We start from the raw sequence: 11280 nt of genomic DNA, 5'->3' as shown, positions 1-11280 counted from the left end.
AGGTGAAGGTCACCACCATGATCAGGCCCAGAAGTGCGAGCATGGTTTGTTCTCTTGTTTTTATTGTCTATGTGGCCGCCCAACGGGTAGACGGCCCCCTTCCCCATCCGGCATCGCTTGATGCCAGGTAGGCGTTTGTGTCATTCGGTCGGCCGTGGCGATGAGGTTCGGCGGACCCTTCAGGCGGCGCAGCAGGGTTTCGCGTTCTCAGGCACCCTGGGACAGCGAGATCAGCACGGTGGCCACTGCGTTGCTCGCCAGGCTGAACACACGGTGTCGCATCGCATTCCGTGCAGGGTTCAGTCCCCGCCCAAGCTATGAGGGTCGGGCCGGCGCTTTTCGATCGCAAACTTCAGCAGCGCGGCACTGCGGAACAGGCCATGGGCGAACTTGCCATAGGGCAAGGTCACGAACAGTGCCATGACGGTGCCCAGGTGCACGGCCAGCAGGATCGCCATCACCTCGGTGTCACGCAGGGCCAGCAACGCCATACCGGTCGTGCTGACCAACAGCAGAAGCAGGATGAACGCACGGTCCATGGGGCGCTGCGCGGCATCGCCATGCTCTGGCGGGCGGCGCAGGTTCAACGCCAGCAGGCCCGCTGGCCCGACGATCAGGCCGATACCCCCGAGGGTGCCGAGGACCACCGGCAGGCTCAGCAGCGGGTATGGCGCATGCAGGCCCAGCAGGTAGTGATAACCGGTAGCGACCACGGTGGCGGCAAAGCACAGCATGAAGCCGTAGAAGGTCAAATGATGGTAGCGTCGACGCCACAGCGTGTAGCGATCGTCGGCGTTGTTGCAGCCTTGGCCATGGCCGCCATCCAGATACTTGAGCGTCAGCACTGCGCTCGCCGCCTCCGGCAGCGCACCGTTGGCCGGTTGCCGCGCTTGGGCGGGCGACACCGTGCGCCAGAAGCGCCTCAACGCCACGGCCAGCGCCACCCCGGCAGCGCTGAACACGCCACCGAACAAGAGCGCCAAGGTGTTGTGCGGGAACACAGCGTAGAAATCTCCGGCCAGCCGCCCAGGCAGCAAAGTGCCGTTGACCTGCAAGGCCAGCAGCAAGAACAGCGACAGCGCTAGCGCCAACGCCACGGCGACGAAGGTGCCATTACGCCGGTAGAGCTGCCCGAACCGGGCCGGCCAAGCGTACTCAGCGTAGGTCTGCCCGCGCACCTTGGCCATGGCCTGCGGCACGTTCACCGCAAACGCATGCGGTGCGGCGTACTGACAAGCGTGCAAGCAGGCGCCACAGTTGTGGCAGAGGTTGGCCAGGTAGTGGATGTCGGCCTTGCCGAAGTCGAGTCGACGGGTCATCGCCGGGAACACGGCACAGAACCCCTCGCAATAACGGCAGGCGTTGCAGATGCGCATCTGCCGGTCCACCTCCTGCTCGTCCAGGTTCAGCAGCGGGATCAGCTCGGCCTGTGGCGGGGCGGGGTCGAACACGCGGGGATCAGGCATTTGCACAGTCATGCTGGGCCTCCAGGGGGTAAATACAATGGCCGGCGGCGGCCGCCGCCTGAGTGCCGGCGATGCGGCCAAACGCGGTACCGATGGACATGCCGACACCGGCGGTGTAGCCCTTGCCCAGCACGTTGCCGGCCATCATCTCGCCGGCGACGAACAGGTTGGGACTGGGCCGCCCGCCGAAATGCACGGCAGCCGTGGCATCGGTGCGCAGGCCGAGGTAGGTGAACGTCACCCCCGGACGCAGCGGGTAACCGAAGAACGGCGGCTTATCGATCGGCAAGGCCCAATGGCTCTTGACCGGTTGCACGCCGTCGGTGCGGCAACCGTCCAGCCGGGTGTGGTCGAACGTGCCGGGGCGGCATGCCTGGTTGTAGGCGCGCAGGGTCTCGAGAAACGCAGGCACCGGCAGTTCGAGGGCTACGGCCAAGGCCTCGAGGCTGTCGGCGCGGGTGCCAGGGAACACCGGTGGCATGAAGCGGCCCAGGGCCTTCTGATCGATGATCGAGAACCCCACCTGGCCAGGCTGCTGGGCCACCAGCCGCCCCCAGATGGCATAGCGCTTGGGCCAGAAATCCTCGCCTTCGTCGTAGAAACGCTGGCCGTCGCGGTTCACCACCACGCCAAGCGACACGCAGTCGATGCGCGTGCAGATACCACCGTCGTACAGCGGTGCGCGGGCATCGATGGCGACCATGTGGGCCTGGGTCGGGTCGCCAATGGTGTCGGCACCTAGGTCGATCATGCGCCGCAGCAGCGCGCCGTCGTTGAAGCGCGTGCCCCGCACCAGGAAGTTGTCCGCCGGCCACTCGCCGCGATCATTCTGCCCCCAGGCCTCACGCAGCCATTGGCGATTGGACTCGAAGCCGCCGGCCGCCAGCACGCAACTGCGCGCCTCGATGCGCTCGGCGGGCAGGCGCCGCCCGTCGACGTCGCGGGCCGCCAGGTGGGCAGCGATGAAGCGTCCATCGCGCAACTCCAGATCGCACACCGGGCTGTCGTAGCGCACCTGCACACCAAGCCGCTCGGCGCTGCGGTAATAAGCATTGACCAGGGCCTTGCCCCCGCCCATGAAGAAAGCGTTGGTCCGTGCAGTGTGCAGCGCACCCGACAACGAGGGCTGGAAGTGCACACCGTGGCGGCGCATCCAGCCGCGGCAGTCGGACGAGGCACGAATCACCAGACGCGCCAGGGCCTCGTTGGTCTGGCCATCAGTAACCTTCAGCAGATCCTGCCAGAACTCTTCTTCGGGGTAAGCCTCCACCAGCACGTCCTGCGGGGCATCGTGCATGCACCGAAGGTTACGGGTGTGTTGGGAGTTGCCGCCTCGCCAGGCGCGGGGCGCGGCTTCCACCAGCATCACGCTGGCGCCGGCCTCGCGCGCCATCAGCGCGGCGCAGAGGGCAGCATTGCCGCCGCCAATGACAAGTACATCGATCATGTCGCCTCCAGGGAGCGAGAAGCCAGGGTTGGGCAGCTCCTCGCGGACCCCGGACTCTAGGGGGTCTCGTACCTTGGGCGAAACACGATTGCAGGGGGGAGGTCTTCAGTTTTTCTAAAGGGACGGTCGTTCGCAGGCGCTCACAGCAAACGCGCCCCAGGCCAGCGATCCTGCTGCACCAAATCGCGGGAGACTTCATGCAGCACGATTCGCGTGGCAAGTGCAGCAGGCGAGAGTTCATCATCGACCAGGCTCACCACCAAGTTGCGACGCTGAGCTTGCGGATCGTCGATCGAAAACACCCGCAGGCCTGCCTGCATGGCCCGGGCCACAGTGGCGCCGGGTTGAATCGTCGCGGCGTGACCTGCGCTGACGCAATCCATGAGAAGCGACAGGCCATCAACCTCCATGACGATATTCGCGTCCAATCCGACGCGCTCCAGGATGACGCGTAACGTGGCGCGAAGACCATGCTGGGCGCTGGGCATCACCAAGGGCAGCGAGGCGATCTGCTGCAACGTCAGCGACGTCCCCCAGTCAGCCTTGACCAAGGCTACCGGAACCAATGCGAACAGCCGCTCCTCCAGCAGCGGCCGCGCATCCAGCCGCATGCCAGCCTCCAGCTGAAACAACACCGCCAAGTCCAGGTGCCGAGTATTGAGCTGGTTCACCAGGTAGCCCGACAGCATTTCCACCAAATGAAGACGGATATCAGGGTAGCGCTCACGCATCCTGGCGATCAGCGCCAGGCCCAACACCGAAGCCGTGGTGGGTGCCATACCGACGCTGGCGTACCCACTCATACGCCCACTGCGTGCGGCCAACATGGCGTAATCGGCCTGGCGCAGCGTCAGGCGCGCATGGTATTCGAATGCCAAGCCTGCCGCGGTGGGCGTGACGCCAACGCTAGAGCGTGTCAGCAGGCGGGTACTCAACTCACTTTCGAGCTTCGTGAGTTGCTGGCTCAACGCAGATACCCCAACGCCCGTTTCGAGCGCGGCTCTGCCGAGGCTGCCACACTCCAGCACACTCAGAAAGTAACGAAGCTGGCGTAACTCCATCAAAGGCATCTCCTATTCAGCAATTTCGGCGGCTCATTGAGTATCAAGCTTTGGCGCAGATAAATGTTAGCGGCCGGCGAACACACCTTTAGAATTTCAGAATCAAGGGTGATGGTGTCCGCCTGAGTTGTCACCTGCGCAGAACGCGGCGATAAACGACGCACCGCAACCGTTATCGAAGCTGACATTCAGCCAATCTTGATAAATATCAAGGTCATCGAGCCCCACCGCGTCACGCTTGGCCTGAACCGGTGGGCCTTCATCGAGGCTGCCACCGCGGTGGAGGCCATCATGAACACTTATTCAAGACTCCTGCTGATCTGCCATCCAGACCTGCACCCTTCGCCTGCCCTGACGCGCGCTCAGGCGCTGAGCAGTGCGGCAGGTGCCACCTTGCATCTGGTGGCGCTCAGTCAATTGCCCTCGCGCCTGGCAACCCTGGACCAGGTGCTACGCAAAAACGCCCGCAAGCAGGACGCCGAGCATCGAAAGGCTTGGCTCGCTGACCAGGTGAAGGCGCTGGGCGAGCTGGGCATTACCGCCTACGCCGAGACGCTGGACGATCAAGACCCGCTCAAGGACTTGATCCGGCTGGCCCAACTGCACCGGGTCGGGATGGTGATCAAGGACATCCAGCACGAAACCGCCTTGAGCCGTGCCCTGCTCACGCCATTGGACTGGCAATTGCTACGCCGCTGCCCGATCCCGCTGCACCTGGTAGCCCAGGCTGAAACGAAGCTGCCAGCGCGCATACTGGTCGCCGTTGATCTGGTCGAGCACGACCCGGTGATCGACAAGCTCAACGACCACATCCTGCAATCGGCACAGGCACTGGCACAACGCTGCAAGGCGCAACTGCACCTGCTGCAGGCCTACGAACCCAGCGCCAGCTTCGTCGCCTATGCCGCCGCACCCGTGGCCTGGACAGACAAACTGGCCGAGGAAATGTCCGGTCGTGCGCGCGAGCGCATGGCGACGTTCGGCGGCCGTTATGGCATCAAGCCAGATCACCTGCACCTGGTGCGGGGTGCTGCCCGTAACGTGGTCAGCGAATACGCGAACCAGCAAGGCTTCGATGTGGTGGTGATGGGCACGCTCTACCACGAGGGGGTGAGCAAGGTCGTCGGCAGTACTACAGAGCAAACCCTGTACAAGATTCACTCCAGTATTCTGGCGATTCACGGTTGAACGATCGCCCGCTGGCTATTCTCAACTGGATACTCATCAAACCGCACAGTGCCATGCAGCTCATGTTGCTGTGAACGACCTCTGGAGCGCAGGGCATGAATGACACACTGCCGTTGCTGTTCGCCTTGCAAGGCAGCCAGGCCTATGGGAGTGCCGTGGCGCAACGCCTGGGCAGGACACTGTCTGCACATGAAGAGCGCGACTACGAGGACGGAGAGCACAAGTGCTGGCCTGGCGAATCGGTGGACGGTCGATCGGTCATCGTCTTTCACTCGCTGTATGGTGACGCGCACCACAGCGCGCATGACAAGCTATGCCGGTTGTTGTTCTTCTGTGGCGCGCTCAAGGACGCTGCTGCCCGCCAGGTGACGGCAGTCACGCCTTACCTCTGTTATGGTCGCAAGGACCGCAAGGTGGAGTTTCAGGACGCTATCATCACCCGCCATGTGGCTCGGCTGATGGAAAGCTGCGGCGTGGACCGCATTGTGGCGCTGGACGTGCACAACCCCAGCGCCTTCGACAACGCCTACCGAATCCCGAGCTGGAACCTGCAATGCACCCAGCTATTCGCCCAACGCCTGGCCCCGCTACTCGGTGAGCAGGCGGTCACGGTAGTATCACCGGATATCGGTGGCGTCAAACGCGCCGAGCAGTTTCGCCAGGCCCTGGCCCACCTGCTGGCGCGCCCGGTCTCGGTGGCCATGATGGAAAAACACCGCCAACAGGCAGGCCTGAGCGGCGAACACCTGGTCGGTAACGTGGCAGGCAGCACCGTCATCGTGTTCGACGACCTGATCAGCACGGGGCAGACGCTGTTACGCGCTGCCCAGGCCTGCCGGCAGGCCGGAGCCAGCCGCATGCTGGCCGCGGCCACCCACGGCCTGTTCACCACCGGTGGCGAGCTGTTCGACAGCGGCGCGTTCGAACGGGTATTGGTGGCCGACAGCATCGCCCCCTTTCGCCTGCCTGTGCGATGCCTGGAGCAACTGGATATCGTCGATACCAGCGCCCTGGTCGCCGAGCTGATTGCCAACCGCCCGGGCTCTGGCGCATGACCCCGGCGCATTTGATGTGGGCGGAGCGTCCCTGCTCTTGGACGATCCGCTTTCGATCTCCGCCTGACCGATGACAAAAACCGGCAACCGTGGAATTGACAACTATCAAGTCCGCGCGGGGCCAAGCGTCGAAACTACACCTCCATTGTTCATTTCCGACACACGAGGATGACTGCCATGGCGCCCACAGAACCCTCCCGTCACTACACCGCTCCCTCGTTTCCCAAGCCGGCGGGGGAGCATTGGATCGAAGCCCTCGACAATGGCACCCATGTCCTGATCAGGCCACTGCAAGCCAAGGACCGGGAGCGCGAAAGGGCCTTCATCGAGCGACTGTCACCGCAGTCGCGGCATTTTCGCTTCCTGTGCCAGATCAAGGCGCCCGATGAAGCCATGCTCGACCAGTTGATGGCAATCGACCAGGACCGACAAGCTGCCTTCGTCGCCCTCGCCCATGTGGACGGTGAGCTACAAGAGGTGGGCATTTCCCGTTACGCCGCCATTGCCGGCAAGGATGAATGCGAGTGCGCGGTCACGGTGCTCGATAGCTGGCAACATCATGGGCTGGGCCGCCTGTTACTCAAGCACCTTACCGACCATGCCCGGGCCAAGGGCCTGCGGCAGATGTACTCGATCGACTCAGCCGCCAATTTGGCGATGCGCGACCTGGCCAAGGCAGCAGGGTTCACCACCAGTACCGACCCGGATGATCCGACCCAGGTCATCCATCGCCTCAACCTGGCCTGAAGCGCCGTTGCAGCAACACCTGGGGCAGCCACCGCGCTGCCCCGCCCGTTTTTCGCCTTACGACCTCCTGCGACTGCACGATTAATTACCCAAGCCATCCTGAGCCTTGTACGGCCACGAGCATTTGGGCATGAGGGCAGTGTCGCACGCCATGCTGATGGTGTTCGCGTAGAGCATCATGGGAACCGCTATAACCGTCTACCCTGCCCCCAGCCAAAGGCGTAACCCTTGAAAACTGACCCCGGCACCATGGGAGCACTGTACATGCCTATCGACTTCAGACCCGCTCGAGTCTCGGACGCGCATGATATTGCGCGCTTCTTTCAACTGACATCGGAGGGTATGGCCGATTACATATGGAGCAAGCTCGCCGCACCTGGAGAAGCATTGCTGAGTGTCGGTGCGTCTCGCTATGCCAGAGAACAGGGCGACTTTTCATACAAGAACTGCCTGATGGCCACTTTCGAAGGGCGCGTCATCGGCATGATGCATAGCTATGCCTTGCGCGCGACCCCTGACAGGCCAGTCGAAACCGACCCCGTCCTCGCGCCTTATTCCGACATGGAAATACCCGATACCTTGTACATATCCAGCCTGGCACTGGATGAGGCCTGGCGGAGCCAGGGGCTGGGTGCCGAGTTTCTTCGCCACGCCCAGCAGCGCGCTGACGACGCAGGCCTCGATGGACTGTGCCTGATCGATTATGCGGAAAACCACGGTGCACGCCGCTTCTACGAACGTCATGGTTTTCAAATTGTGAAAACCTGCCAGATCGTTCCGCACCCGATGCTGGGCGTCACCGGTGAAGCCTATTTAATGTATCGCCCTACTCACAACGTGCTCGAGAAACAGCCATGAACCAGAAACTGACCGTGTTCCGCGAACTGGATATCCAACCGCTGCGCGACCTGCCCTTCTTTGAAGAAGTGTTGGAAGGCACCCCTCACACGCTGACGTCCAAGTACTATCACGATGAACAGCAAGGTCGCATTTCCGGAGAATGGGAAGCCAGCACCGGGGCGTGGCGCATTGACTACAAAGTCTGGGAGTTCTGCCATGTCCTGAGTGGGTGCTGCGTCATCGAGCTTGAGGGTTGCGCCCCGGTCACACTGGCCGCTGGCGACACGTTCATTATCGAACCGGGCGCCAAGGGCAAATGGACCGTAGTGGAAGACATGAAGAAGAACTTCGTGATCCTCGTGCCCGCGAACTAAGCACTGTGCGAACCCCCGTAAACCTCGTGCCCAGGGAGCAGTGACACGCGAGCCCGTCCAAACCTGAAAACGATGCGTGAGCAATGAGGCCTCGGGAGCCAGTCAGCGCATTGAGCAGTGACCTTCCGCCAAGAGGACATTGGCGGCGCCGTAGCAGACGGTGAAGCCGATGACGGGCGTGTTGCGCCCCGATTGCTCGAGGATCTTGTTTCGGTCTGCGCCCCCAGCAGGGGAGCGAACAGACCGGGATGATGCCGACAAGGGGCCAGCATGCCGAGCAGGCCCCCACGAACCCGCTATGCGCCCAACCCCCTTGAGCATCGCGCAGGGCCAGGCTCAAACGTCCAGCGCCCCCCTGAGCAAGGCGTCAAGCACGCGCGCGACGTCAGCACCCTGCTCGTCCAGCAGGCATACCGGCAGCCCGTGCAAGGCCGCTTGCACACCGGCCAGCCCCTCGCCCGTCAAGGCCAGCGGACAATCAATTTCCATCTGCAGCGAGCGCAGGCGCTTGGCCAAGGCAGGGCTCACCGGTGGCTGCAGCGCGATCACCAGTGCCGCAGGCTGCATCGCCGCACACAGCAACGGGAGCTCTTCCAGCGGCTGCCCGCAGCCGAGCACTTCGATGCGTTGTCGCTCGCTGCTCAACAGCAGCCCGGCGCACAACACCTGGCATTCGGCTTGCCCCTCGGTACCCGCCAGCAGCACCCGCGGCGCATCGACCTGGTTCATCTGCAAGCGCAGTAGCAGCCGGGCGCGCAAGAACGTATCGAGAAACAGCCATTGGCTACGCTGGCCTGGCGCACTGCCTGAGGCCAGCTCATGCCAAACCGGCATCAGCACTTCGCGCAGCACCGTGGCCTTTGGCAAGAGTGTGAACAGCTGTCCATGGATCGCTTCCAGCGCCTGCGCATCGAATGCCCTGCAAGCGCGCGCAACGGCGGCGCGCCAGTCGTCAAAGGCCGAGGGCTGCTGCACAGGCGCCTCAGGCTGGCCGGCGAGCCTGTCACCCACCTTGCTGATGGGCAGGCCGTTGGCGGTCCAGCGCAAGATGTCGCGTATGCGCTGGACATCCTGGGCCGTGTACAAGCGATGGCCGCCCTCGGTGCGCTGCGGGCGAATCAACCCATGACGCCGCTCCCAGGCACGCAAGGTCACCGGATTGATGCCGGTCAGGCTGACCACATCGCGCATGGGTAGCAATTCGGGTGGGGTGGCGTCGGTCATAACGAGGTGTCATTCAAGGGGTGATACATTCTAAACCCAGATGCACCTTCTGCGGCGAGCCTCCTTGGTTCATCATGCAACAAACGGCGCCAAAAGCTTCTGCACGGAAGCCTTTGGCGCACATCGCATACGAAATGCCTGTAGGTGAGCCCCATGATCAACGCAAAACTCCTGCAACTGATGGTCGAACATTCCAACGATGGCATCGTCGTCGCCGAGCAGGAAGGCAATGAGAGCATCCTTATCTACGTCAACCCGGCCTTCGAGCGCCTGACCGGCTACTGCGCCGACGATATCCTCTATCAGGACTGTCGTTTTCTTCAGGGCGAGGATCACGACCAGCCGGGCATCGCAATTATCCGCGAGGCGATCCGCGAAGGCCGCCCCTGCTGCCAGGTGCTGCGCAACTACCGCAAGGACGGCAGCCTGTTCTGGAACGAGTTGTCCATCACACCCGTGCACAACGAGGCGGACCAGTTGACCTACTACATTGGCATCCAGCGCGATGTCACAGCGCAAATATTCGCCGAGGAAAGGGTTCGCGAGCTGGAGGCTGAAGTGGCGGAGCTGCGCCGGCAGCAGGGCAAGGCCAAGCGCTGACAAAAAACCTATACAAGACCGTTGACTTGTATAGATAAAGGCTTAGGCTTCAGTTATACCTGTACAACAATTCGATTTTGTACAGGATTGCCCTGGAGCCCAGTATGTCAGCGTACCTACAGCAATTCGCCGAGCGCTTCGCCCGCCTTGATGGGGCTAGCCTCGACACGCTGGATAAACTGTACAGCGACGATGTCACCTTTCGTGATCCCCTGCACCAGATACAGGGGCTGCAGGCCCTGCGTGCCTACTTCGAGCAGTTGTACGCCAACGCCACCGATATCCGCTACGCCTTCACCAGCGCCGACGAGGTAACGCCCGGGCAGGGCTACCTGCGTTGGACACTGCAGTTTTGTCACCCGCGCCTTGCTGGCGGCCAGCCGATCACGTTGCAAGGCTGTAGCTGCCTGCATTGGCGCGACCGTGTGCATTTTCACCAGGACTATTTCGACGCCGGTGCCCTGCTTTATGAGCACCTTCCCGTCATGGGCACTGCGATCCGCTGGCTCAAAGGCAGGCTGGCATGAGCCGCTGTTGGCTGACTGGCGCCAGCAGCGGTATCGGTGCCGCGCTCGCGCAAGTCCTCCTGGAGCAAGGCCACCAGGTTGCCTTGGGCGGGCGTAACGTCGACCGCCTTGCCCCGCTGGCCGAACGGTTTCCCGGGCAGGCATTGCTGGCCATTGGCGATCTTGACAACCCGGAGCAGGTCGCCGGCATCGCTGCGCAAATCGAGCAGGCCTGGGGAGGCCTGGACATGGCCATTCTCAATGCCGGCACCTGCGAATACCTGGAGCCTGGGCATTTCGATCCGGCGTTGGTCGAGCGCGTCATGCGCACCAACCTGCTGGGCGTCAGCTACTGCCTGGCGGCAGCACTGCCCTTGCTGCGCGCCGGCCAGCGCCCCCACCTGGTGGTGATGGGCAGTTCGGTAACCTGGCTGGCCTTGCCCCGCGCCGGCGCCTATGGCGCGTCCAAGGCCGCGGTGCGCTATCTGGTGGAGTCACAGCGAATCGACCTGGCCCGCGAGGGCATCGCGGTCACCCTGGTGAGCCCAGGCTTCGTGGACACGCCACTGACCCGTCGCAACGATTTCCCCATGCCACAGCTGTGGTCTGCGCAGCGTGCCGCCCGGCATATCGCCAGGCGCCTGCCCCGCCGCCCCCTGGAAATCAACTTCCCCGGTCTTTTCACCTTGGTGTTGCGCCTGCTCGGGGCGCTACCCGCGCGCCTGCGCCTGGCGCTGGGCCAACGCCTCGCCCGTCATGAACAGGAATGATG

12 protein-coding genes are annotated in these 11280 nt (G+C 63.0%); 8 read left to right on the top strand and 4 right to left on the bottom strand.

The annotated features are described in order from the left end of the window. Positions 1 to 299: 299 nt before the first annotated feature. The 3 genes from tcuB to QYE47_RS07540 form a co-directional block, all read right to left on the bottom strand. Positions 300 to 1478: a tricarballylate utilization 4Fe-4S protein TcuB gene (gene tcuB / locus QYE47_RS07550; RefSeq protein WP_014591319.1), complete on the bottom strand. Its 1179-nt coding sequence runs from the start codon at positions 1476 to 1478 to the stop codon at positions 300 to 302. Next, positions 1459 to 2913, bottom strand: coding sequence for an FAD-dependent tricarballylate dehydrogenase TcuA (tcuA, locus tag QYE47_RS07545; protein ID WP_014591320.1), 1455 nt, complete (start codon positions 2911 to 2913; stop codon positions 1459 to 1461). The genes tcuB and tcuA overlap by 20 nt, the downstream gene beginning before the upstream one ends. A 140-nt stretch (positions 2914 to 3053) precedes the next feature. After that, positions 3054 to 3974, bottom strand: a complete 921-nt coding sequence (locus QYE47_RS07540) for a LysR substrate-binding domain-containing protein (protein ID WP_014591321.1) — start codon at positions 3972 to 3974, stop codon at positions 3054 to 3056. Positions 3975 to 4172: 198 nt separating this feature from the next. Here QYE47_RS07540 and QYE47_RS07535 point away from each other — a divergent pair, with 198 nt between their 5' ends. The 5 genes from QYE47_RS07535 to QYE47_RS07515 all read left to right on the top strand — a co-directional run bounded on the left by QYE47_RS07535 (position 4173) and on the right by QYE47_RS07515 (position 8178). Then, positions 4173 to 5162 (top strand): universal stress protein, encoded by a 990-nt coding sequence (locus QYE47_RS07535; protein WP_014591322.1) that lies wholly within the window; start codon positions 4173 to 4175, stop codon positions 5160 to 5162. Between the two features lie 95 nt (positions 5163 to 5257). Further along, positions 5258 to 6217: a ribose-phosphate pyrophosphokinase gene (locus QYE47_RS07530; RefSeq protein WP_014591323.1), complete on the top strand. Its 960-nt coding sequence runs from the start codon at positions 5258 to 5260 to the stop codon at positions 6215 to 6217. Positions 6218 to 6394: 177 nt separating this feature from the next. Continuing rightward, on the top strand, positions 6395 to 6964 hold the full coding sequence (locus QYE47_RS07525) for a GNAT family N-acetyltransferase (protein WP_014591324.1): 570 nt from the start codon (positions 6395 to 6397) through the stop codon (positions 6962 to 6964). Between the two features lie 264 nt (positions 6965 to 7228). Continuing rightward, the gene (locus QYE47_RS07520; RefSeq protein ID WP_076403836.1) at positions 7229 to 7822 is read left to right on the top strand and encodes a GNAT family N-acetyltransferase; all 594 of its coding nucleotides are present in this window, start codon (positions 7229 to 7231) and stop codon (positions 7820 to 7822) included. Further along, the gene (locus tag QYE47_RS07515; RefSeq protein ID WP_003253997.1) at positions 7819 to 8178 is read left to right on the top strand and encodes a cupin domain-containing protein; all 360 of its coding nucleotides are present in this window, start codon (positions 7819 to 7821) and stop codon (positions 8176 to 8178) included. Before QYE47_RS07520 ends, QYE47_RS07515 begins: the two co-directional genes overlap by 4 nt. 336 nt (positions 8179 to 8514) lie before the next feature. Here QYE47_RS07515 and QYE47_RS07510 read toward each other — a convergent pair whose 3' ends face one another. Beyond that, a complete protein-coding gene (locus QYE47_RS07510) occupies positions 8515 to 9402 on the bottom strand; it encodes a MerR family transcriptional regulator (protein ID WP_014591326.1) in 888 nt (295 codons plus the stop codon). Positions 9403 to 9555: 153 nt separating this feature from the next. On the opposite strand from QYE47_RS07510, the gene QYE47_RS07505 reads away from it, so the two are divergent. The 3 genes from QYE47_RS07505 (at position 9556) to QYE47_RS07495 (ending at position 11278) form a co-directional block, all read left to right on the top strand. Continuing rightward, positions 9556 to 10002 carry a PAS domain S-box protein gene (locus tag QYE47_RS07505; RefSeq protein WP_014591327.1) on the top strand — a complete coding sequence of 149 codons (447 nt, stop codon included), beginning with the start codon at positions 9556 to 9558 and terminating at the stop codon, positions 10000 to 10002. Positions 10003 to 10106: 104 nt separating this feature from the next. After that, the gene (locus tag QYE47_RS07500) at positions 10107 to 10529 is read left to right on the top strand and encodes a nuclear transport factor 2 family protein (protein WP_014591328.1); all 423 of its coding nucleotides are present in this window, start codon (positions 10107 to 10109) and stop codon (positions 10527 to 10529) included. Next, complete coding sequence (locus tag QYE47_RS07495) at positions 10526 to 11278, top strand: SDR family oxidoreductase (protein ID WP_070383852.1); 753 nt, start codon at positions 10526 to 10528, stop codon at positions 11276 to 11278. The genes QYE47_RS07500 and QYE47_RS07495 overlap by 4 nt, the downstream gene beginning before the upstream one ends. Positions 11279 to 11280 lie beyond the last annotated feature (2 nt).

It is taken from the genome of Pseudomonas sp. 2,4-D, assembly GCF_030418155.1.
Taxonomy (GTDB): Bacteria; Pseudomonadota; Gammaproteobacteria; order Pseudomonadales; family Pseudomonadaceae; genus Aquipseudomonas; species Aquipseudomonas alloputida.
The sequence above is the reverse complement of the archived record's forward strand: the minus strand, read 5'-3'. Positions and strand labels throughout refer to the sequence as shown.

Excerpts from the sequence above, each read along its gene's own strand:
- tcuB (WP_014591319.1), bottom strand. The coding sequence starts at position 1,478 with ATGACTGTGCAAATGCCTGATCCCCGCGTGTTCGACCCCGCCCCGCCA.
- tcuA (WP_014591320.1), bottom strand. The coding sequence starts at position 2,913 with ATGATCGATGTACTTGTCATTGGCGGCGGCAATGCTGCCCTCTGCGCC.
- QYE47_RS07540 (WP_014591321.1), bottom strand. The coding sequence starts at position 3,974 with ATGGAGTTACGCCAGCTTCGTTACTTTCTGAGTGTGCTGGAGTGTGGC.
- QYE47_RS07530 (WP_014591323.1), top strand. The coding sequence starts at position 5,258 with ATGAATGACACACTGCCGTTGCTGTTCGCCTTGCAAGGCAGCCAGGCC.
- QYE47_RS07525 (WP_014591324.1), top strand. The coding sequence starts at position 6,395 with ATGGCGCCCACAGAACCCTCCCGTCACTACACCGCTCCCTCGTTTCCC.
- QYE47_RS07520 (WP_076403836.1), top strand. The coding sequence starts at position 7,229 with ATGCCTATCGACTTCAGACCCGCTCGAGTCTCGGACGCGCATGATATT.
- QYE47_RS07515 (WP_003253997.1), top strand. The coding sequence starts at position 7,819 with ATGAACCAGAAACTGACCGTGTTCCGCGAACTGGATATCCAACCGCTG.
- QYE47_RS07510 (WP_014591326.1), bottom strand. The coding sequence starts at position 9,402 with ATGACCGACGCCACCCCACCCGAATTGCTACCCATGCGCGATGTGGTC.
- QYE47_RS07505 (WP_014591327.1), top strand. The coding sequence starts at position 9,556 with ATGATCAACGCAAAACTCCTGCAACTGATGGTCGAACATTCCAACGAT.
- QYE47_RS07500 (WP_014591328.1), top strand. The coding sequence starts at position 10,107 with ATGTCAGCGTACCTACAGCAATTCGCCGAGCGCTTCGCCCGCCTTGAT.
- QYE47_RS07495 (WP_070383852.1), top strand. The coding sequence starts at position 10,526 with ATGAGCCGCTGTTGGCTGACTGGCGCCAGCAGCGGTATCGGTGCCGCG.